This is a genomic window from Shewanella sairae (assembly GCF_023283535.1).
In the GTDB taxonomy this organism is placed as follows: Bacteria; Pseudomonadota; Gammaproteobacteria; order Enterobacterales; family Shewanellaceae; genus Shewanella; species Shewanella sairae.
The window spans coordinates 1-20,521 of sequence record NZ_JAKILT010000072.1 but is presented as its reverse complement, the minus strand read 5'-3'; the positions used below and the strand labels follow the sequence as shown (position 1 = coordinate 20,521).

Here is a 20,521-nt window from a genome sequence, read left to right as displayed (position 1 = left end):
AAGGTATCTTACATGCTGAAATGGAGGTTGAAATTCCATTTCACGACGTGGATTCGATGGGCTATAACGGTTGGCATGGTAACGGTTTGTTAGTAGAACATCATCAGGATATCAGTCGAGGACTCTGCTAATGAAAGGTATCTTACATGCTGAAATGGAGGTTGAAATTCCATTTCACGATGTCGATTCGATGGGGATCACCTGGCATGGTAACTACCTGCGCTATTTTGAATTAGTGCGCTGTAAACTGCTGGATAAAATCGACTATGGCTACCGCGCCATGCAAGACTCGGGTTATAGCTGGCCAATTGTCGACGTGCAGATTAAGTACGTGCAATCGAGTACGTTCGAGCAGCTTGTCACCGTTAAAGCATCCTTAGTTGAGTGGGAGAACCGCATTAAGATCAATTACCAAGTTCTTGATGCTAAAACAGGTAAACGTATTACTAAGGGGTACACCATACAGGCCGCCGTCGATATGCAAACTCAAGAGTTATGCTTTGTCACCCCGGATGTGTTCCAGCAAAAAATAGCACATTTAATTGCCGTTGATAGTCTGCAGTCAGAGTCACGTTAATGAAGTATATCTTGAGCCTTATATTAACCCTGCTGCCGTTATTGCTCACTGCTAACAGCTTTGCTGCGACTGACAGCACCACAACAGACTATAGCGAACTCTTTAGTCGCCAAGCTAATCAGGCTGACTTAATAAAATTGAGCCAGCAGCTGTCACCGAGCGAACAAACAAAAGGGCTATTTACCCAATACCGCTATCTTAAGGTCTTAAAAAAGCCGCTAGTAAGTCAGGGGGAGTTTGTCTTTGCCAAAAGCCTAGGGGTGATTTGGCAACAAAATAAGCCTTTTGCTAGCACACTCATTTTAAAAGATAAGCAACTTATTCAGATAGACAGCCAAGGCAAGATTAACGTTAATCATGCAGAGCAAGCTGGCAGTGCCAGTATGATGAGCGACATCATGCCTAAGCTATTAAGTGCATTACTCAGTGGTGATATCAACCAATTGGAAGCGCACTTTACCCTAAGCCTGCAGCTTGATACCAAAGCAGGCTCAAAGGAGCAATGGCAGTTAGGCCTAACACCTATCGACCCTATGCTTGCCAAGGCTCTACCTAAAATGGTGCTGGCTGGTAGCCAACAGATCCAAACATTGGTGCTGTTTAGCGCTAATGGCGATCGTAGTCAGATCGAGTTTTCGGCGCTAGATGAAAGCCCATTAGGCACACAAGACACGGCACGCTTTGAGCCAAAACCTGCGAGTAGCGCGCCATAATGAAGCTAAGTTTAAGCGCCTTACTAAGCCAGAAAACCGCCAAACTCAGATTTGGCTTATGGCTAGCATTTATCACAGCCTGTGTAATAACAGGGGGGAGCTTATGGCAAAGTGGCGCTCGAATACAAAGTGATATTTTGGCTATGCTACCTAAGGTTAGCGAAAGCCCTATTACCCAGCGCGCGATGGACCAAGTTGAGCAGCAGCTCGCCAATAGAGTCTATTTAGGGCTTATCAGCGACAAGCAACAAACCGCTATTGATGCTGCCAAAGTCGCCATCAATACCCTTAAGCAAACCGATGATACACAAGCAGCATTTATCGACATTAACAGTGCAGATATGGCGCAAGCTGACGCACTAAACCAGTATTACTTTAACCACAGGTTTCAATTACTAACTCACTCTCAGCAACAGCTATTACAACAAGGTCAATGGCAACAACTGACTCAAGCTGCCCTAGAAAAGCTCTATAACGCTTTTAGTTACGCCAACAGTGAACTACTGAGCCGCGATCCATTACTGTTATACCCTGATTCTTTGTTAGCCCTTGCTCCATCGCAACAACTGACAGTCAAGCAAGGCATTCTTATCGCCACTATTGCGCCCTCAGCCGAACACCCAAAGCCTCGTTTTGCCGCCATTGTAATGGCGAAAGGCAGTGACAGCGCATTTAACCCCAACGCACAACAGGTGCAGTTAACCGCGTTAAACCTTGCCTTTACTGCTGTTAAATCCCAATTTGCCGATATTGACATCATAAAAGCGGGCGCACTGTTCCATGCCGTCGCTGCGACCGATAACGCTAAACAAGAAGTCTCCAGCATTGGCTTATTATCGCTTGTGGGGGTTATCGCTTTAGTCTGGCTAGCGTTTCGTTCTTTAATGCCGCTGACGATTGCGATTATCACGGTCAGCACCAGCTTGCTATTTGCCGTGGTTACCACCGCGCTGATATTTGGGGAACTACACCTGTTAACGCTAGTCTTTGGTACTAGCCTTATTGGGATCTCAATTGACTACTGTTTTCACTATTACTGCGAACGCCTAACTCATCCGAATGACAGCTGCGAGCAAGTGATTAAACGTATTTTTGCCGCTATCACGCTGGCGTTAGTCACTAGCGTCGTCGCCTATAGCGCAATGGGACTGGCACCTTTCCCCGGTATGCAACAGGTTGCGGTATTCTGTGCAGCGGGGCTTAGCGGTGCTTACCTCACCTTAGTACTCGCCTACCCAACACTTGCTCGCCAGCCATTAAAAGGCGCAAATCAAGCGCTTGCGCTCGCAAACCGCTACCAAGGTTTTATGCTGGCACGCTTTACACCTAAAGCTGGCTTGGCAAAAACCGGCTTAGTACTGGCGGTGGGTATCTATCTATTAGCTGGATTCATCCAGCTCAGCGCCGATGATGATATTCGTCAGTTGCAGCACACCCCAGCCGATATTCAAACAGAAGGAAACCAACTGCGTACCTTGCTCAGTGGGGGCACTGACAACCAGTTTTTATTGGTCACTGCCGCAACAGAAGAGCAAGTTAAGCAGCAACTAGCCAAGCTAGATCCTGTGTTAGCAAAGGCCGAGCAAGACAAGTTAATTGGCAACTATTTAAGCTTAAACCGCTTCTTGCCAAGCCAAGAAAAACAACAACTGAACTACGATTTACAAGGCCAAATTTACCTTGAGCATTTAGATGAAATCATTGCCAGCTTAGGCTTAGATAGTCATCTCAAGGCGGAACTTATTCGCGCGTACCAAGCAGCCAAAGGTAATTTTATTAACGCCGAAAGCTTCTTCAACCATCAAGCAGGCGCCAGTTTGAAACCTCTTTGGTTATCACCAACAGCGAATGGCGACTCAGGCTACGGCGCAATCGTGTTACTCGGTGGCATTAACCAGCTAGATAGCTTTGCCGTACGCTTTAACGATAATCCCCATGTGGCGCTTATCGATAAAGTTGGCGATATCTCTACTGTCATGGGTCATTACCGTCAACTCACATTCGTTCTGCTAGCGGTAGCCTTAGCGGTGGCGGGGATAATATTTAGTTTTCGATTTAGCTTGAAGCTCGCCGCAGTTGTGGTTGCCGTGCCCGCACTAGCCGCATTGCTCACGCTGGCAAGCTTAGGCTTATTGCAAAACCCACTCACGCTATTTCATGCTTTAGCGCTGATATTGGTGTTTGGTATTGGTGTGGATTACAGTCTATTTTTTGCCGAATCGAACCAGCAAACCCGTGGCGTGATGATGGCGGTATTTATGTCGGCGCTGTCGACCATACTCGCCTTTGGTTTACTGGCTTTTAGCCAAACCCCAGCTATCAATGCCTTTGGCCTGACCTTACTATTAGGTATTAGCTTTACCTTTTTGTTGGCGCCATTTATTCAAAATTTCACAAGGAAGCCCCTTTAATGTCGAGTGCGACTCCAGTTCAGAATGAATTCGAACAATGCGCTAGCGAAACCGTTGATGTTGCGATAATTGGGGCTGGGCCGTCGGGCAGTATTGCCGCTAGCCTGCTGCATGCCCAAGGCAAAAAGGTATTGGTATTAGAGAAGCAACACTTCCCACGCTTTTCGATTGGTGAAAGCTTGCTGCCATGTTGTATGCAGGTCATTACCGAGGCCAATATGCTTGAAGCGGTCAATCAGGCCGGATTCCAATTTAAAAATGGCGCGGCGTTTAGATACCAAGACAAATACACCACCTTCGACTTTACCGATAAATTCACTCCAGGTCCTGGCACCACGTTTCAAGTGGAGCGCAAAAACTTCGACAAACTATTAGCGGATGAGGCCAGCAAGCAAGGGGTTGATATTCGCTACGGTCATAGCGTTAACGCCGTTGATTTAAGTGCTAAGCCTCAACTTGAAATTAGCAATGACCAAGGGCAAATCCAAACCATCAATGCCAAGTTTATTCTTGATGCCAGTGGTTTTGGTCGAGTTTTACCACACTTACTCGAGTTAGAAAAACCATCGACTCTGCCTACCCGCAGCGCGGTGTTTAATCATGTTTACGACAACATAAGCGACCCAAACTTTGATCGTAATAAGATCCTAATCAGTGTTCATCCTGAGAACCAAGATATCTGGTATTGGTTAATCCCGTTTAGCGATGGTCGCTGCTCGGTTGGCGTAGTCGGTGAGCCTCATCAATTGGCGGTAGTTGAAAACGGCATTGAAGGCGACTTAAACCGTTTACTCAAAATCATGATAGACCAAGAACCGGGGCTGAAAAAGCTACTGGCAAACGCCGAGTTTATTAATCAATCTGGCTTATTAAAAGGCTACTCGGCTAACGTCAAAACCCTAGCGACTGACAAATTCGCCCTACTGGGTAATGCCGGTGAGTTTCTTGATCCGGTGTTTTCATCTGGTGTCACCATCGCCATGCAATCAGCTTCGATGGCAGCCAAAACACTGATCAAGCAATTAGATGGCGAGATCGTTGATTGGCAACAAGATTATGCCGCACCATTAATGACAGGTGTAGACACCTTCAGAACCTATGTCGAAGCTTGGTATGACTGCCGTTTTCAAGATGCGATATTTTTCGACGACCCAGACCCAAAGATCAAACAGATGATCTGCTCAATCTTGGCAGGCTACGCTTGGGATCAAAATAACCCCTTTGTCAGTGAATCTAAGCGTCGTTTAGATATGGTTGTTGAACTATGCCGCTGCTAAGCCGCCTTTTTAGCATCATAGCCCTTACGCTGTTACTCAGTGCTTGTAGCCAAACTTTGGAGCGTAAAACCTGCGTAGCGCTGGCAAGCGATGTCAGTTATTGCTTAGCGCCTGTTGTTGACTCGCTACCTCAGCAGCAAACAGTCAGCGCTACCCAAAAGGCGACCATTCGCACTCAGACCCAGCAACATGAACTGCTCACTCAGCTAGAGTTAACTCAGCAAAACCTAACCTTAGTGGGCCTAGCTCCCCTCGGGCAAGCGCTATTTACGCTAACCTTTGATGGTGAAACCTTGATTAGCGAGCAAAGCAGCTTTATGGGCGAGCAGTTTAAAGCTGAATATCTGCTAGCGATTATGCAGCTAATTTACTGGTCTGATGCCAGTGTAAACCACCATCTACAAGGTGCGGTGATGCGATCCTATCAGTGCGATGCCGACTTATGCCGCGGCGTATTTGCTGATAACAAAAACAATATAGACAGCCAAAACAGCAATAAGCATCAGCCAATGATTGCCATTCGTTACCGCGGTAGCGACAATAGTCAGCTAGATAGATGGCAAGCCGATGTTGAGCTTAGTATTCAAGCGGCAAAATTTACACTCAATATTAGCCCGATATAACCTAACCTAGTGGATACAACAGTGAACTCAACAACGCCAATTGCAATAACCCATTTAGGTTTATGCACCCCGTTAGGGCAAAGCCCACAAACTGCACTCGATAACCTAGTCGCGGGCAGTACTGACGGTATGCAATGGCGTGATGATTTACTGTTTGAGCGCTCAGTTTTGGTTGGTCAAGTGCCTTTTGAGCTGCCACAAATTCCCTCTGCATTGGCACAATTTGATACCCGCAATAATCAGCTAACCATGTTGATTGCCCAACAGATTCAGCCCGCGGTAGAGCAAGCTAAAAAGCATTATGGCAGCCAACGCATAGGGATTGTGATAGGTACTAGCACCTCGGGCATTGCCACTGGCGAATCAGCCCTTAGCGAATTACACAGCCAAGGCGAATTTCCTCGAGATTATGATTACGCTAAGCAAGAGCTTGGCGATACCAGTCAATTTTTGCAGGCTTACCTTGATTTAACCGGCCCTAGTTACACAGTGTCTACCGCCTGTTCATCCAGCGCCAAAGTGTTTGCCAGTGCCACTCGGCTGCTCAATGCCGGTGTATGTGACATGGTGATCGTTGGGGGCGTCGATACCCTGTGCCAGCTCACTCTTAATGGTTTTCACTCACTGGAGTCTATTTCAACGGGTCACTGCCAACCTTTCAGCCAAAACCGTGATGGGATAAATATTGGTGAAGGCGGCGCGCTGTTTACCTTGGAAAAAGTGAGCCTAGATAAAGCGGCTACTGAACATGCAGCTATCGTACTTAGTGGCTTTGGCGAATCAAGCGATGCCCACCATATTTCAGCGCCGCATCCAGAAGGTCGCGGCGCCGTTGAGGCCATGCAAGCCGCACTTACTATGGCAGGCTTACAACCTAAGCAGATTGATTACCTTAACCTACACGGCACCGCGACGCCTAAAAACGATGCCATGGAAAGCCGAGCAGTACAGCAAGTGTTTGACCAAACTCTGCCAGCTTGTAGCTCAACTAAACCGCTTACAGGCCATACATTGGGGGCTGCTGGCGCAATAGAAGCGGCATTTTGCTACCTGCTGCTAAGTCACTACAACCAGCAGCAATATTTACCGCCGCAAGTATGGGATAATCAACGCGATCCTAACGATCCCAGCTTACCTTTAGTTAAGCCACAGACACAGGCAAAGCTCACTCATGTAATGAGTAACTCGTTTGCCTTTGGTGGCAGCAATGCCAGCCTGATTTTAAGTCGCCAATACGATTTTTCAGCCAATAACCAAGGCACTGCTCAACAAGAGATAAATCAAGATGTTTGATCCAACCACGCTTGCAAGCTGCGATGTTGCTGAGTTTATTCCCCATCGACAACCGATGATTTTAATCAGCCAGTTACTTGAGCATAACCATGATAGCTTGCTGACCCAAACGAATATATCAGCCACAAGCCCCTACTTTGATAGCCGTTTAAATGGCGTACCAAACTACGTGGGTATCGAATATATGGCGCAAAGCATAGCGGCACTGGCTGGCGTAGAGGCACGCCTACGGGACGACATTATTCGAGTCGGTTTTTTACTGGGTAGCCGTAAACTTAAGATGCACATCAACCAATTTGATCTGGGCCAGAGTTACCAAACTAAGGTGACCCGCTTGTATCAGGAAGAGTCTGGTTTAGCGGTATTTGATTGCCAAATCCTCCACAACCAGAAGGTGGTTGCCGAGGCCAACGTCAATGTGTTTCAGCCCCAAGATACTCAAGCGTATATCGCCGATGCCACGCAATAAAGATTAAAGCAGAATATCAATTAGAATATAAAAACGCAGTCATAAAGCAATTAAATTGCGTAAACACACTGACTGCGCAGGGAGCAACAAGATGTCAAAAAGAGTATTAATTACCGGTTCGAGCCGTGGAATAGGTAAAGCGATCGCCCTAAGATTGGCCGCTTCAGGCTTTGATATTGCTATGCATTTTCATAGTAACCAAGATGCCGCCAACGCCACTAAAGCCGAACTCGAGCAGCACGGTATTCACGTTAGTTGCTTACAGTTTGATATCGCTAATCGCGCTGTTGTTAAACAGGCTATCGAACAAGATATTGAACAGCACGGCGCTTATTATGGCGTGGTGCTCAATGCAGGTATTAATGCCGACACCGCTTTCCCTGCGATGACTGAAAGTGAGTGGGACAGTGTCGTCCACACTAACCTTGATGGCTTTTATAACGTTATTCACCCAACGGTAATGCCTATGGTGCAGTCTCGCCAAGGCGGACGCATTATTACGCTTGCGTCAGTATCTGGCATTGCAGGTAACCGCGGACAAGTAAACTACAGCGCTTCTAAAGCCGGAATTATAGGCGCTACCAAGGCACTGTCTTTGGAGCTAGCCAAACGGAAGATCACCGTAAACTGTATTGCCCCTGGTTTAATCGAAACGGATATGGTTAGCGATATCCCTAAAGATATGGTCAACACCTTAGTACCGATGCGCCGCATGGGTAAGCCATCTGAAATCGCAGGACTCGCCAACTATTTAATGTCTGAAGATGCCGCCTATGTCACGCGTCAGGTGATCTCGGTAAACGGAGGTATGATATGAGCCAAGCCGCTTTTCCGCGCCGCGTAGTCATCACTGGAGTAGGTGGTATTTCAGCACTTGGTCATGACTGGCCAACAATAGCTGCAAGTTTAAAAGCACAAAAGAATTGCGTAGTACGCATGGACGAATGGGATCGATTTGCCGATTTGCATACCCGTTTAGCCGCGCCAGTGACCGACTTTGAAGTACCTAGCCATTACAAGCGCAAAAAAATCCGCTCAATGGGACGAGTATCGATAATGGCAACCCGTGCCAGCGAGCTTGCGCTTATCGATGCCAATTTGCTTGATGATCCCGTTGTTACATCAGGCGCTATGGGCATCGCCTACGGCTCATCAACGGGCAGCACAGATCCTATTATCGCCTTTGGTGATATGCTCAAAGATGGTGATATGTCAGGCGTAACCGCCACTAGCTATATCCGTATGATGGCCCATACCACAGCTGTTAACGTGGGCGTATTCTTTGGTCTTAAAGGCCGAGTGCACACCACCAGCAGTGCCTGCACCTCTGGCAGCCAAGGCATAGGTTATGCCTATGAAACGATTAAATATGGTCAGCAAGATCTGATGCTGGCCGGTGGCGGCGAAGAGCTGTGCCCAACTGAAGCCGTGGTGTTTGATACCTTGTTCGCCACCAGCACTAAAAACGATGCCCCAACTGACAACCCGCGCCCATTTGACAAAGCTCGTGATGGTCTAGTCATTGGTGAAGGCGCTTGCACCTTAGTGCTAGAAGAACTTGAACACGCTCAAGCGCGCGGCGCAAAAATCTATGCAGAAATAGTCGGCTTTGGTACTAATGCTGACGGCCTACACGTAACGCAACCCAACAGCGCAACCATGGAAACCGCAATTCGTCTAGCGTTAAAAGATGCGGCGATTGATGCCGCTAAAGTCGGTTATGTGAATGCTCACGGCACGGCAACCGACCGCGGCGATATAGCCGAAACTCAAGCCACTCATGCGGTGTTTGGCGCGAATCAGCCTATATCATCGCTTAAGAGTTACACCGGCCATACACTCGGTGCCTGTGGCGCGCTAGAAGCTTGGGTGAGCATTGAGATGATGAATGCTGGTTGGTTTGCACCAACGCTGAACCTAAGTGAAATTGACCCAGAATGCGGTGAACTAGACTACATCAAAGATGATATTCGCCAGCTTGAAACTGACTATGTGATGAGTAATAACTTTGCCTTTGGTGGTATCAATACTTCAATTATCTTTAAGCGCTGGCAAGACTAATCCTGACTAACCTCAAGATAAATAAAAAGCCTCCAAACTGGAGGCTTTTTAACTTTTGAGCCAAAGGTTAGCCTTTAGCCATGCTGACATACAACCCTGAAAAGCTCGCGCATAGCTTATCATTGCAATAAAGCTCTACCGCTAAACGGACTTTGACTCGACGTCCTTGTGCTAACGAAGTTAAATCAACATCAGGCCAGCGCACTTTAGCGACAGGCTGGCTATCAATTGGGGCAATATAACGCACGTTGGCATCTGCCAATACGATGTCACCATCAAGATCAACTAGCTTTTGCTGCAGCCATAACATGCCCCAGCCTGTTAAAGTCATTAGCGTATAGATACTGCCTGCAAACATGGTCTGATGCAGATTGATGTTAGGGGCAAGCGGCGCTGTTACGCTAAATTCCGTACCATCAAATGCCAACGGCGTGATCTGCATAAACTCACTAACAGGTATGGTTTGATGCCATGTCTGTTGCAGTTGCTCGAGTAAGTCTTGCTGATTCAATGCTGCCATGCTCACTTCCTTTTACTGGTGACCAGCTTTAATGTCGCTACCAATGGCAGTAACCCGCACTACACCTGTAGATTAAAGGTTACTGGGCCGTCATTTAATAAAGAAACTTTCATATCTGCGGCAAACTGCCCTGTTTGGGTATTCACGCCTTTTGACTTACAAAAATCGACAAATGCGTTATACAATTCTCGCGCTTGATCTGGTGTACCTGCACCAGAAAAACTTGGACGTAAGCCTCGGCTGGTATCTGCCGCTAAGGTAAATTGTGATACGACCAGCAAGCTGCCACCCGCTTGTTCAAGATTGAGGTTCATCTTGCCATTTTCATCAGAAAAAACGCGATAGCTCATGACTTTAGTCGCCAGCTTCTGCATTTTTTCGATGTCATCTCCTTGCTCAACACCCAGCAAAACTAATAAGCCTTTACCAATCTCACCGATAGTCTCACCATCAACGACAACTTTTGCCTCGCTCACACGCTGAATTAAGCCAATCACGTTATTTTTCTCTCCGATAAAATATGTCATGCAAAGATGAAAAAAGCGAAGCTAAACGCTTCGCTTTTCTATCGCTGCTTTTGCCTAATAGTAAACTAAATAGACTGGATATTCTGCATTACAGGAATAGGCTTAATCACATCTTGTGAGCCTTCTGGCAGAGATTCCGCAACCTGACGTAAACCTTCGTCAGTCCATAAAATAAATCGGCGTAACTCTTCCATAGTAATGGTATCAACAAAGGTTGCAGCCCCCTGTACTTGGATCACCGCACCTTTGTCGCGAATAACAAACTTAGCAAAGTTAAGCTTTTGGTTTAGAGTGCCAATCATAAATAGCATCTCTTTACTGCCCACATACTTAGGGTGAATCGCATAAAAACGATTCATCATAATACGGTCGATGCCGTCTGGGTTCATACTCGGTTGTAAGATAAACTGGGTTCGGTCAAAATCAACAGCCACCCCATTAGGGCCCGCACGGGATGCCAAATAGCTTTTATTTAGAAGTGCTTCTAATAATTTACTTGTCGCTTCTTCATTAGATAACCCACCTAAATCAACGCTATCTGGCGCTAATGTTGCTGCAGTTAACTCTTCACTGTTATCAGTCGACGCACAGGCGGCTAAACTCATAATCAAGCCCGCTAAAATCAGTTTCTTCATAGGGTCTATATTCCTTATTTATGTTTGGCCATTTCCACTATGGCGTATGCAGCTGCCGTTGAGCTCTCCAAATAATTAAGCCTACATAATGTCTTTTAAGGACAAGAACAGGCTTAAGTCGCGTATAATAAAACCATTATGCTTACGAAATGCTGACTAAAAAGCGCATCTTTTATGTCGGTTTATCTTTAACCTCTTCCTCTATGTGCTCGACTTCCTTGGTTACAGCCGTTTTATTGGCATCAACACTTATCTCATCTGCATCGGCCAGCATCTTTTCACGCCTAAGTTGGCATTCATGCAAATACTCTGGCAAGCCCGCTGTGATCTCTGCGCCAACTAACACGATAACCCAAGACACGTATACCCAAACAAACAAGATAGGTATCGTCGCTAAGGCACCATAGATCGCTTCATAACTTGGAAACTGAGTAACGTAATAAGCAAAGCCTTTCTTACCTAACTCAAATAGCATGGCGGCAACTAATGCGCCTAACAACGCATGTAAGAATTTGACCTTTTTAATCGGCACGACCATGTATAACAATAAAAAGGCGGCAACCGAAAACAACATAGGTAAACGCTCTATCAATAAAGGCACCACCCCCGAAAGCTCGGTATCGCTGAATAGCTTTAATGACACTAGGTAAGAAGTCGCCACTAAGCTTGCACCAACAAGTACAGGTCCTAGAGTCAGTACCATCCAATACATAGAAAAAGATACTGCCGCCTGACGTTTTTCTTTAGTGCGCCAAATACTGTTTAATGCCTTATCAATAGCCGAGATCAACATCAAGGCAACGATCATCAGTGCCGCAATACCGACACTTGTGCCTTTGGAGGCATTGGCAACAAACTCATTAATATAGATCTGTACCGTATCACCTGCTGCTGGTAAAAAATTATCATAAACAAAGGCTTCTAGCTTCTCGCGAATACCGGAAAATACCGGAAAAGCCGACAACATAGAAAACATCACAGCGACAATAGGCACTAACGACAATAGCGTCACATAAGCTAAGTGCCCAGCCTTAATATTGACTTGGTCCTCTTTAAAACGGCTAAGTAAGTGTAAAAAAAACGCCCAAATACTCAGCAAAAAAGAACGAACCTGATTTATCACCATCTTATTTTTCACTTGTTACTCTTGATTCTGTTAAAGTTAGTCTTATCTTAAAGCAGTAAATGATTTGCCAATCACTATCTTGGTACAATAAAGCTTATAACCTTCTCTTTACAAGCATAAGGATTGAATTGATGTCTCAACAAGGGTCTGCAGGCAATGTTATTGCCGCTATTGCCAGCTTTTTTGTCGCTGGATTAGGTCAACTCGTTCAGGGGCGAATTCTCGCAGCTGTTCTCTTTTGTTTAACCACCTATGCTGCCTATGGTATCGCGTCTTTTACGTTAGGTATCTTTTTGATTGTCGCATTACCATTACACATCTGGTGTATTATTAATGCGGCTCGATATCGCTCAGAGTAGCTCCATCAGTTTTCAGGGATATAAGAAGATGAAAAAAATAATCACCAGCGCGATTGTCGCTACCAGCTTATTGCTAACAGGCTGTCAAAGCGCTTATTACGGTGCAATGGAAAAAGTGGGTTACCACAAACGCGATATCATGGTTGACCGAGTAGAAGATGCTAAAGAGTCTCAAGAGGAGGCTCAGGAGCAGTTTAGTTCGGCACTTGAAGAGATGCAGGCGCTACTCAACCATGATGGTGGTGATCTAGAAAGTGCTTACAACAAGGCCAAAGACGAGTACGAGTCGGCGCAAGATGCTGCCGATGACGTCACCAACCGTATCGACAAAGTTGAAGATGTTGCCGAAGCGCTATTCGACGAATGGCAGTCTGAAATTGGCGAAATTAGCAAAGCCAGTCTGCGTCGTAATAGCGAGTCAAAGCTCAAGGAGACTCGTCGTTCATACACTCAGCTCGTTAAAAGTATGCGCCGTGCCGAAAGTAAAATGGAGCCAGTGCTAACAGCTATGAAAGACAATATGCTGTATCTAAAGCATAACCTGAATGCGCAAGCAATTGGCGCGATTAAAGGTGAGTTTGCTAGCTTACAGACAGATATCTCTGGTCTGATTAAAGAGATGAACAAATCTATTGATGAATCAAACAAATTTATTGCGTCATTAGAAAACAAATAAGCAGCGTCTAAAGTGCGGTTCCTAGGCACTATCGTTTAGGAACCAAACTTGTGAGCTACAGCCGTATTTTTCATATCCTAATGTCAATTTTTCGATCTTCCCCACAAGCTTAAAACCCTTTAAGAACTTCTGATTTAAATTGCTTTCACAATAGTATCAATCATCATTGAACTGATACATTTATGAGCTTTATAGAATCATTAACCCTTGCCCTCGCACTAACCTACAGCATTAGCCTACTTTATTGGAGCGGCAAAAAATGGGGTGCTCTGGCATCAGGCCTATTGGTCTCTGGCGCGATTATCTCTAGCTTTTATTGGCCACTTATCGCGGCGTTAGCGATTGCAGTTGTCATCATGGCTATAGCGGCCAAGTGGCAGCCCGAAGTTGCTCAAGGTGAACTTAGAGCCAATAACCTCCGAGAAAGCGTAAAGCACATGCTGGCACTGTCGATGCTATTAGTTGGCGTACAGTTTGTGGTGAATTCTGCATTGCTAAAAGCAGGGATCACTCCTTGGTTAATGCGCCCCGATGTCGGCGATGCCTTTTTGCCTATTGCTGGCGGAATCGAATTAAAGGCAATAATGACCTTAGGGATCTGGGATAAAAATCATCCCGCTGCGGCAGTTATGCTAACCGTAGTACTGCTAACAGGCTTACTGTGTAAGCGTGCTTTTTGCGGTTGGGCCTGCCCGCTTGGGCTTGCCGGTGAATACCTGTATAAACTCAGAAAACGCTTTATCAAGCAAGAACTATTGCCACCAGCATGGATAGACTGGCCGCTACGTATGCTCAAGTACCTGCTATTACTGGCATTGCTGTATATTATTATTGGCATGCCAACCATGAGCATTCCAGGTTACCTTAACAGCAACTACCACAAGATTGCCGACCTAAAAATGGCACTGTTTTTTGTCACTCCAGGCTTAGTCACCATTATCTGTTTTGGCATTATTCTCGGCTTAGCCGCTTGGCGCCGCCAAGGCTTTTGCCGTTATATCTGCCCTTATGGTGCGCTACTGGGGATACTGAGTTTTTTAAGTCCGTTTAAGATCCGCCGCAATACCCAGCACTGCTTAATTGACGCCAAAGGTATGAGCTGTGATAAATGCACCCGCGCCTGCCCTGCGAGCATTTCGGTGCACAAAAAAATCAATATCCGCTCAGATGAATGTCAGGCATGTATGCGCTGCATCTCAGCCTGCCCTAAAAATGAGGCACTACAATTTAGTACTCGCAATGGCTGGAAACTGTCTGCTCGTGGGCTCACCATTATGCTACTAACAATAATGTTCCTATTACCGCTAGTTGCTTACCTAGGTGGCTTTTGGCACAGCGAAACGCCTGTAGAGGCAAGAATGTACTTGATTCAACACTTAGATAAAATTGGCCATTGATAGAAGACCTTATGAATAACAGGTGCTAGGGAAAGCTAAGACGGGAAAGCAGCTTTTCTGTAGGTTGGGCTTTAGCCCATCAAGCTTAGTTTGTATATAGAGTTTGTCGGCATAGATGCCGACCTACAGCAAGCCGAAAAGCTAAGATGGGAAAGCAGCCTTTCCCGTAGGTTGGGCTTTAGCCCATCAAGCTTAGTTTGTATATAGAGTTTGTCGGCATAAATGCCGACCTACAGCAAGCCGAAAAGCTAAGACGGGAAAGCAGCCTTTCCCGTAGGTTGGGCTTTAGACCATCAAGCTTAGCTTGTATATAGAGTTTGTCGGCATAAATGCCGACCTACAGCAAGCCGAAAGCTAAGACGGGAAAGCATTCTTTTCTGTAGGTTGGGCTTTAGCCCATCAAGCTTAGTTTATATATATAGTTTGTCGGCATAAATGCCGACCTACAGCAAGCCGAAAAGCTAAGACGGGAAAACAGCCTTTCCCGTAGGTTGGGCTTTAGCCCATCAAGCTTAGTTTATATATATAGTTTGTCGGCATAAATGCCGACCTACAGCAAGCCGAAAAGCGCCCAAAAGCGCAGCGCTTACGCTAATGGCTATGAAAAGAGCCTTTCCATGGTTCGGCAGGCTCATAAATTCCGGGTATTGATTTTTTATACGAATAAGCTTGAATTAGTTTACTCGCTTGGCATGCGCTTTAATTGTCGGCGATGCAATCGCATCTTGCGATCGAATAAGCTGTAGCTCATAAGCACCTTCCTTGAAGGTTTCTAGCAATACGGCATCAACTGAAGCATTAGTGCGCTCAAAGGCGTCTACAGGCTCACAACCCGCTTGCAGGTTCGCTAACATCAAGCCACTGATTAAGTCGCCCACACCCACAGGCTGCTGTGCAAATTCGTATAATGGGCGCGAGATTAAATAGCTGCCACCTGCAGTCACTAACAGCATCTCAAACTGCTCTTTATTGGTGGCCGCTTTTGCAAGGTGCTTAACCACAACCATTTTAAGCCCTTTAGCTAGCAAGCTCTGACAAGCATTAATCACTTCATCTAGGTTATGTAATTCAGTATCGGTAAGGGTTTCTAGCTCTAGCAAGTTAGGTGCAATAATGTCTGCTACCGCTAGTGCTTGAGTCTTTAAAAACTCCTGCACACCTGGCGACACAATACAGCCCTTTTCAGGGTGGCCCATAACAGGGTCACAAAAGTAGATGGCATTAGGGTTAAGCGCTTTCATCTTCTTCACTGCTGCGGCAATTTCTGCGCCTTGCTCAGCACTGCCTAAGTAACCACTTAATAGTGCATCACAGTGTTGCAGCTCACCGATATTACCTAAGCCTTGCACCAACTCGGTGATCTGACCTGCAGGCATAATCATACCAGCCCATCCTTGTGCGTACTGGGTATGATTAGAGAACTGAACCGTATTAATTGGCCACACCTCCATACCAAGACGACGCATTGGGAATACAGCGCTACTGTTACCAGCACAGCCAAATACCACATGGGATTGAATGGATAAAATCCGCTTCATTGGTCACTACCTTAATGTTATTAGCGATATTAATTGAGGGCACTCTATTGTCGTTTAATGACGACTGGCAGAGATTTTTAACGATTATACCAATTCGCCTATATTAGTAATCTCAAACTTAATCAAGCTGTGAGCTATTGCACTAGGATTTTGCGCTAGGGTTGAGAAGACAACAAAAAAGCCCCCAACATTTTCATGTTGAGGGCTTTTTAAATACTTAACCTAATTAAAGGTTGAAGCTAAATGCGGTCATTACTTACGGTTATGACGCTTACGCTCGTTTTCAGTCAAGAAACGCTTACGAACACGGATGTTCAGTGGCGTTACTTCTACTAATTCGTCATCATCGATGAACTCAAGAGCTTGTTCTAGAGTCATTTCGATATGCGGAGTTAGTACCTGTGCTTCGTCAGTACCAGATGCACGCATGTTAGTTAGCTGCTTACCTTTCAAACAGTTAACTGTAAGGTCGTTAGCACGTGCGTGAAGACCAACTACTTGACCTTCGTATACTTCTGCTGCGTGAGTAATAAACAGACGACCACGCTCTTGCAGACCGAATAGTGCGAATGTTAGTGCTTTACCAGTAGCGTTAGAGATCAATACACCACGTGCACGTTGACCAATATCACCGCCTTTCAGAGGACCGTAATGGTCGAATGAATGGTAAATAAGACCAGTACCAGAAGTCGCTGTCATGAATTCAGTTTGGAAACCAATTAGACCACGGCTAGGGATAACGAAGTCGATACGTACACGACCTTTACCGTCTAACTGCATGTCCTTCATGTCACCCTTACGAGTACCAAGCTTCTCGATTACTGCACCTTGATGTTCTTCTTGAACGTCAACAGTTAGTGTTTCGAACGGCTCACACATCTCGCCATCAATCTCTTTGATGATAACTTCTGGACGAGATACAGCTAGCTCGTAACCTTCACGACGCATGTTTTCAATCAAGATTGAAAGGTGAAGTTCACCACGGCCTGATACGCGGAAACGATCTGGGCTGTCAGTTTCTTCAACGCGAAGTGCTACGTTGTGTACTAGCTCTTGTTGTAGACGCTCAAGGATGTTACGTGAAGTAACAAACTTACCTTCTTTACCAGCAAACGGAGAAGTGTTCACCTGGAAAGTCATGGTTAGAGTTGGTTCGTCAACAGATAGAGCAGGTAGTGCTTCTACAGTAGTAGGGGCACAAATGGTGTCAGAAATCTGTAGCTGGCCAAGACCAGTGATTGCAACGATGTCACCAGCGTTAGCATCAGATACTTCGTGACGCTCTAGACCCATGTAACCTAATACTTGGCCAATCTTACCGTTACGTTTCTTGCCGTCAGCGCCAAGAACTGTAACTTGTTGGTTAGTTTTAACACTACCACGCTTGATGCGACCAATACCGATAACACCCACGTATGAGTTGTAGTCGATTTGAGAAATTTGCATCTGGAAATCACCGTCTGCATCAGCATCTGGTGAAGAAACTTTTTCAACAATAGTTTCGAATAGCGGTGTCATGTCAGCGCTAACTTCGTCTGGATCTAATGTTGCAAAACCGTTTAGTGCAGAAGCATAAACGATTGGGAAATCTAGTTGCTCATCAGTAGCGCCTAGGTTGTCGAACAAGTCAAATACTTGGTCAATAACCCAATCAGGACGCGCGCCTGGACGGTCAATCTTGTTAATAACAACGATTGGCTTTAGGCCTTGAGCGAAAGCTTTCTTAGTTACGAAACGAGTTTGTGGCATTGGGCCATCAACTGCGTCAACTAGTAGCAATACTGAGTCAACCATAGATAGAACACGCTCAACCTCACCACCGAAATCGGCGTGACCTGGGGTGTCTACGATGTTGATGCGGTAATCGTTCCACTTGATGGCAGTGTTCTTGGCCAGAATCGTGATACCACGTTCCTTTTCAAGATCATTTGAATCCATCACCCGCTCAGTGGCTTCTCCTCGAGACTCAAGGGTTCCTGACTGCGCCAGCATCTTATCAACCAAGGTAGTCTTACCATGGTCAACGTGTGCAATAATGGCGATGTTACGTAAATTCTCTAACACGGCTAAACCTCTTACCATCGGTATAAAATATAGGGGGGGTTACTGACAACGACTAAAACCAATCTAGTATAGTAGTTGCAATAAAAAGCGTGACATTCTACTCTAGCTCGGCGGTATCTCACAGGATTATTTTTAACCAATCGTTAAAAATAACTCTTTCGCATTGATTTTTTTCGCTCTAACGTCCGCTTTTTATACACTTTTTTATACTTTAGCTTTGTGACACTATTACTATCACTCCCTTTGCTAAATTCCATTTTTAGCCAGTTTTAAGCAAAATCCAGACTATTTCCCAACAGATCAGACGCCAAATTTTAGCTAAATTGACACTGTCTTTATTGCCAATAACACTTATTGACATACAGATGCTATTTCCTTGACTTACACCCTATAAAAACCAACCTAGCTTAGCTATTCTGTCGACTCGTTTAAAACGAGAGCCTAGCCAGTCGTTATCGCGTTAACTCAGCTTGCACCGTTATAGCACGTGCACCATATCGATCCACGATACGCACCAAAATAGTGCAAACCAGTTAATTCAAGCTCAACGAATAAACGAACAACATATATTAATCAAATAGTTATAAGTTTGGCACGACTCTAGCTATATCAATACCAGAATCGCATTAAGCGCTAAACATTAAAGATAAAACAAAGGGACAACCCTTTGCCCTACTCGGAGATTTGAGAATGTCTGCAGAATCAGTTTTACAACAACTAAAAGAACTAGAAGTTAAATTTGTTGATTTGCGTTTTACCGACACCATTGGTAAAGAGCAACACGTTTCAATTCCTACTCACCAAGTTGACGCTGACTTCTTCGAAGACGGTAAAATGTTTGACGGTTCTTCAATCCAAGGTTGGAAAGGCATCAACGAATCTGACATGGTATTAATGCCAGATCCAGAAAGCTTCGTACTTGACCCTTTCACCGCTGAAACCACTGCAAACATTCGTTGTGACATTCTAAACCCAGGCACAATGACAGGTTACAACCGTGACCCACGCTCTATTGCTAAGAAAGCAGAAGATTACTTACGTTCAACAGGTATCGCTGACACGGTACTTATTGGTCCTGAACCAGAGTTCTTCCTATTTGACGATGTTAAGTTCAGCGCTGACATGTCAGGTTGTTTCTACAAAGTTGACGCAGAAGAAGCGGCTTGGAACTCAGGCACTAGCTACGAAGATGGCAACAAAGGTCACCGTCCAGGCGTTAAAGGTGGTTACTTCCCAGTAGCACCAGTTGATTCTTCACAAGATATCCGTAGTGCTATGTGTTTAGTACTAGAAGAGATGGGCCAAGTTGTTGAAGCACATCACCATGAAGTAGCAACAGCTGGTCAGAACGAGATTGCAACACGTTTTAACACACTAACCCTTAAGGCTGATGAAGTTCAGGTGCTTAAGTATGTTGTTCATAACGTTGCTCACGCTTACAACAAGACTGCGACATTTATGCCTAAGCCAATCGTTGGTGACAACGGTAGCGGTATGCACGTGCATCAGTCTCTAGCTAAAGACGGTGTTAACCTATTTGCTGGTGACAAGTACGGCGGATTGAGCGAAACAGCATTGTTCTACATCGGTGGTGTAATTAAGCATGCCCGTGCGATTAACGCATTTGCTAACCCATCAACTAACTCTTACAAGCGTCTTGTACCACACTTTGAAGCGCCTGTGATGCTAGCTTACTCAGCAGCTAACCGCTCAGCTTCTATCCGTATCCCAGTGGTACCAAGTGCAAAAGGTCGTCGTATCGAAGTTCGTTTTGGTGACCCAGTAGCTAACCCATACTTAGCGTTCTCTGCAATGCTAATGGCTGGCCTTGATGGTATTCAAAACAAGATCCACCCAGGTGAAGCAATGGATAAAGATCTATATGATCTTCCAGCTGAAGAAGCTGCTGAAATCCCAACAGTTGCTACATCACTAGAAAATGCACTTGAGTGCCTAGATGCTGACCGTGAGTTCTTAACTCGTGGCGACGTATTCACTAACGACTTTATCGATTCTTACATCGCCCTTAAGTCTGCAGACGTTGAGCGCATCAACCAAACAACTCACCCAGTAGAATTCGAGCTTTACTACAGCTTGTAATACTCTGAGTTGAGCCGCTAACCAAGCACTTGGTTAGCCTTAAAGCCCTAAGCAGCAATGTTTAGGGCTTAATTAGATGGTCCGCCTCACCCCTAAGCTAACCTTAGGGTTAGGCAATCAAAGAGGCGAACCATCATGTCTACTATTAAAGTAAT

The 20,521-nt window shown here is 45.5% G+C and carries 19 protein-coding genes; 13 read left to right on the top strand and 6 right to left on the bottom strand.

Annotated elements, in window-relative coordinates; translation table 11 throughout:
- Nucleotides 1-130: 130 nt before the first annotated feature.
- From L2748_RS21035 to L2748_RS20995, 9 genes are all read left to right on the top strand, one after another.
- A complete protein-coding gene (locus tag L2748_RS21035) occupies nucleotides 131-577 on the top strand; it encodes an acyl-CoA thioesterase (RefSeq protein WP_220780463.1) in 447 nt (148 codons plus the stop codon).
- Nucleotides 577-1,290: an outer membrane lipoprotein carrier protein LolA gene (locus tag L2748_RS21030; protein ID WP_220780464.1), complete on the top strand. Its 714-nt coding sequence runs from the start codon at nucleotides 577-579 to the stop codon at nucleotides 1,288-1,290. Before L2748_RS21035 ends, L2748_RS21030 begins: the two co-directional genes overlap by 1 nt.
- Nucleotides 1,290-3,701, top strand: coding sequence for an MMPL family transporter (locus L2748_RS21025; RefSeq protein ID WP_220780465.1), 2,412 nt, complete (start codon nucleotides 1,290-1,292; stop codon nucleotides 3,699-3,701). The genes L2748_RS21030 and L2748_RS21025 overlap by 1 nt, the downstream gene beginning before the upstream one ends.
- Complete coding sequence (locus L2748_RS21020) at nucleotides 3,701-4,978, top strand: NAD(P)/FAD-dependent oxidoreductase (protein ID WP_220780466.1); 1,278 nt, start codon at nucleotides 3,701-3,703, stop codon at nucleotides 4,976-4,978. The genes L2748_RS21025 and L2748_RS21020 overlap by 1 nt, the downstream gene beginning before the upstream one ends.
- Nucleotides 4,966-5,601 (top strand): DUF3261 domain-containing protein, encoded by a 636-nt coding sequence (locus L2748_RS21015; protein ID WP_220780467.1) that lies wholly within the window; start codon nucleotides 4,966-4,968, stop codon nucleotides 5,599-5,601. Before L2748_RS21020 ends, L2748_RS21015 begins: the two co-directional genes overlap by 13 nt.
- 21 nt (nucleotides 5,602-5,622) lie before the next feature.
- Nucleotides 5,623-6,894: a beta-ketoacyl-[acyl-carrier-protein] synthase family protein gene (locus tag L2748_RS21010; protein ID WP_220780468.1), complete on the top strand. Its 1,272-nt coding sequence runs from the start codon at nucleotides 5,623-5,625 to the stop codon at nucleotides 6,892-6,894.
- Nucleotides 6,887-7,363: a hotdog family protein gene (locus L2748_RS21005; RefSeq protein ID WP_220780469.1), complete on the top strand. Its 477-nt coding sequence runs from the start codon at nucleotides 6,887-6,889 to the stop codon at nucleotides 7,361-7,363. The genes L2748_RS21010 and L2748_RS21005 overlap by 8 nt, the downstream gene beginning before the upstream one ends.
- A gap of 91 nt (nucleotides 7,364-7,454) precedes the next feature.
- Nucleotides 7,455-8,180 carry a 3-ketoacyl-ACP reductase FabG2 gene (locus L2748_RS21000; RefSeq protein WP_220780470.1) on the top strand — a complete coding sequence of 242 codons (726 nt, stop codon included), beginning with the start codon at nucleotides 7,455-7,457 and terminating at the stop codon, nucleotides 8,178-8,180.
- Nucleotides 8,177-9,424 carry a beta-ketoacyl-ACP synthase gene (locus L2748_RS20995; RefSeq protein ID WP_220780471.1) on the top strand — a complete coding sequence of 416 codons (1,248 nt, stop codon included), beginning with the start codon at nucleotides 8,177-8,179 and terminating at the stop codon, nucleotides 9,422-9,424. The genes L2748_RS21000 and L2748_RS20995 overlap by 4 nt, the downstream gene beginning before the upstream one ends.
- Nucleotides 9,425-9,491: 67 nt before the next feature.
- On the opposite strand, the gene L2748_RS20990 is transcribed toward L2748_RS20995, so the two are convergent.
- From L2748_RS20990 to L2748_RS20975, 4 genes are all read right to left on the bottom strand, one after another.
- Nucleotides 9,492-9,944, bottom strand: coding sequence for a thioesterase domain-containing protein (locus L2748_RS20990; protein WP_220780472.1), 453 nt, complete (start codon nucleotides 9,942-9,944; stop codon nucleotides 9,492-9,494).
- Nucleotides 9,945-10,003: 59 nt separating this feature from the next.
- A complete protein-coding gene (gene dtd / locus L2748_RS20985; RefSeq protein ID WP_220780483.1) occupies nucleotides 10,004-10,441 on the bottom strand; it encodes a D-aminoacyl-tRNA deacylase in 438 nt (145 codons plus the stop codon).
- A 95-nt stretch (nucleotides 10,442-10,536) separates the two neighbouring features.
- The gene (locus tag L2748_RS20980; RefSeq protein WP_220780473.1) at nucleotides 10,537-11,106 is read right to left on the bottom strand and encodes a hypothetical protein; all 570 of its coding nucleotides are present in this window, start codon (nucleotides 11,104-11,106) and stop codon (nucleotides 10,537-10,539) included.
- A gap of 172 nt (nucleotides 11,107-11,278) precedes the next feature.
- Nucleotides 11,279-12,232, bottom strand: coding sequence for a virulence factor BrkB family protein (locus tag L2748_RS20975; protein WP_276521650.1), 954 nt, complete (start codon nucleotides 12,230-12,232; stop codon nucleotides 11,279-11,281).
- A gap of 131 nt (nucleotides 12,233-12,363) precedes the next feature.
- On the opposite strand from L2748_RS20975, the gene L2748_RS20970 reads away from it, so the two are divergent.
- The 3 genes from L2748_RS20970 (at nucleotide 12,364) to L2748_RS20960 (ending at nucleotide 14,664) form a co-directional block, all read left to right on the top strand.
- Entirely contained in the window at nucleotides 12,364-12,591 is a 228-nt protein-coding gene (locus tag L2748_RS20970; RefSeq protein ID WP_220780475.1) for a hypothetical protein, read from the top strand.
- A gap of 28 nt (nucleotides 12,592-12,619) precedes the next feature.
- Entirely contained in the window at nucleotides 12,620-13,267 is a 648-nt protein-coding gene (locus tag L2748_RS20965; protein ID WP_220780476.1) for a DUF2959 domain-containing protein, read from the top strand.
- Between the two features lie 182 nt (nucleotides 13,268-13,449).
- On the top strand, nucleotides 13,450-14,664 hold the full coding sequence (locus tag L2748_RS20960) for a 4Fe-4S binding protein (protein WP_220780477.1): 1,215 nt from the start codon (nucleotides 13,450-13,452) through the stop codon (nucleotides 14,662-14,664).
- A gap of 674 nt (nucleotides 14,665-15,338) precedes the next feature.
- Here the strand turns inward: L2748_RS20960 and pdxY are convergent.
- Both pdxY and typA read right to left on the bottom strand, forming a co-directional pair.
- Complete coding sequence (gene pdxY, locus L2748_RS20955) at nucleotides 15,339-16,202, bottom strand: pyridoxal kinase PdxY (RefSeq protein WP_220780478.1); 864 nt, start codon at nucleotides 16,200-16,202, stop codon at nucleotides 15,339-15,341.
- 252 nt (nucleotides 16,203-16,454) lie between these two features.
- Nucleotides 16,455-18,284 (bottom strand): translational GTPase TypA, encoded by a 1,830-nt coding sequence (typA, locus tag L2748_RS20950; RefSeq protein WP_246616119.1) that lies wholly within the window; start codon nucleotides 18,282-18,284, stop codon nucleotides 16,455-16,457.
- 672 nt (nucleotides 18,285-18,956) lie between these two features.
- Between typA and glnA the strand changes: the two genes are divergently transcribed.
- Nucleotides 18,957-20,366 (top strand): glutamate--ammonia ligase, encoded by a 1,410-nt coding sequence (gene glnA / locus L2748_RS20945; RefSeq protein WP_220780480.1) that lies wholly within the window; start codon nucleotides 18,957-18,959, stop codon nucleotides 20,364-20,366.
- The last annotated feature ends 155 nt before the right edge of the window (nucleotides 20,367-20,521 follow it).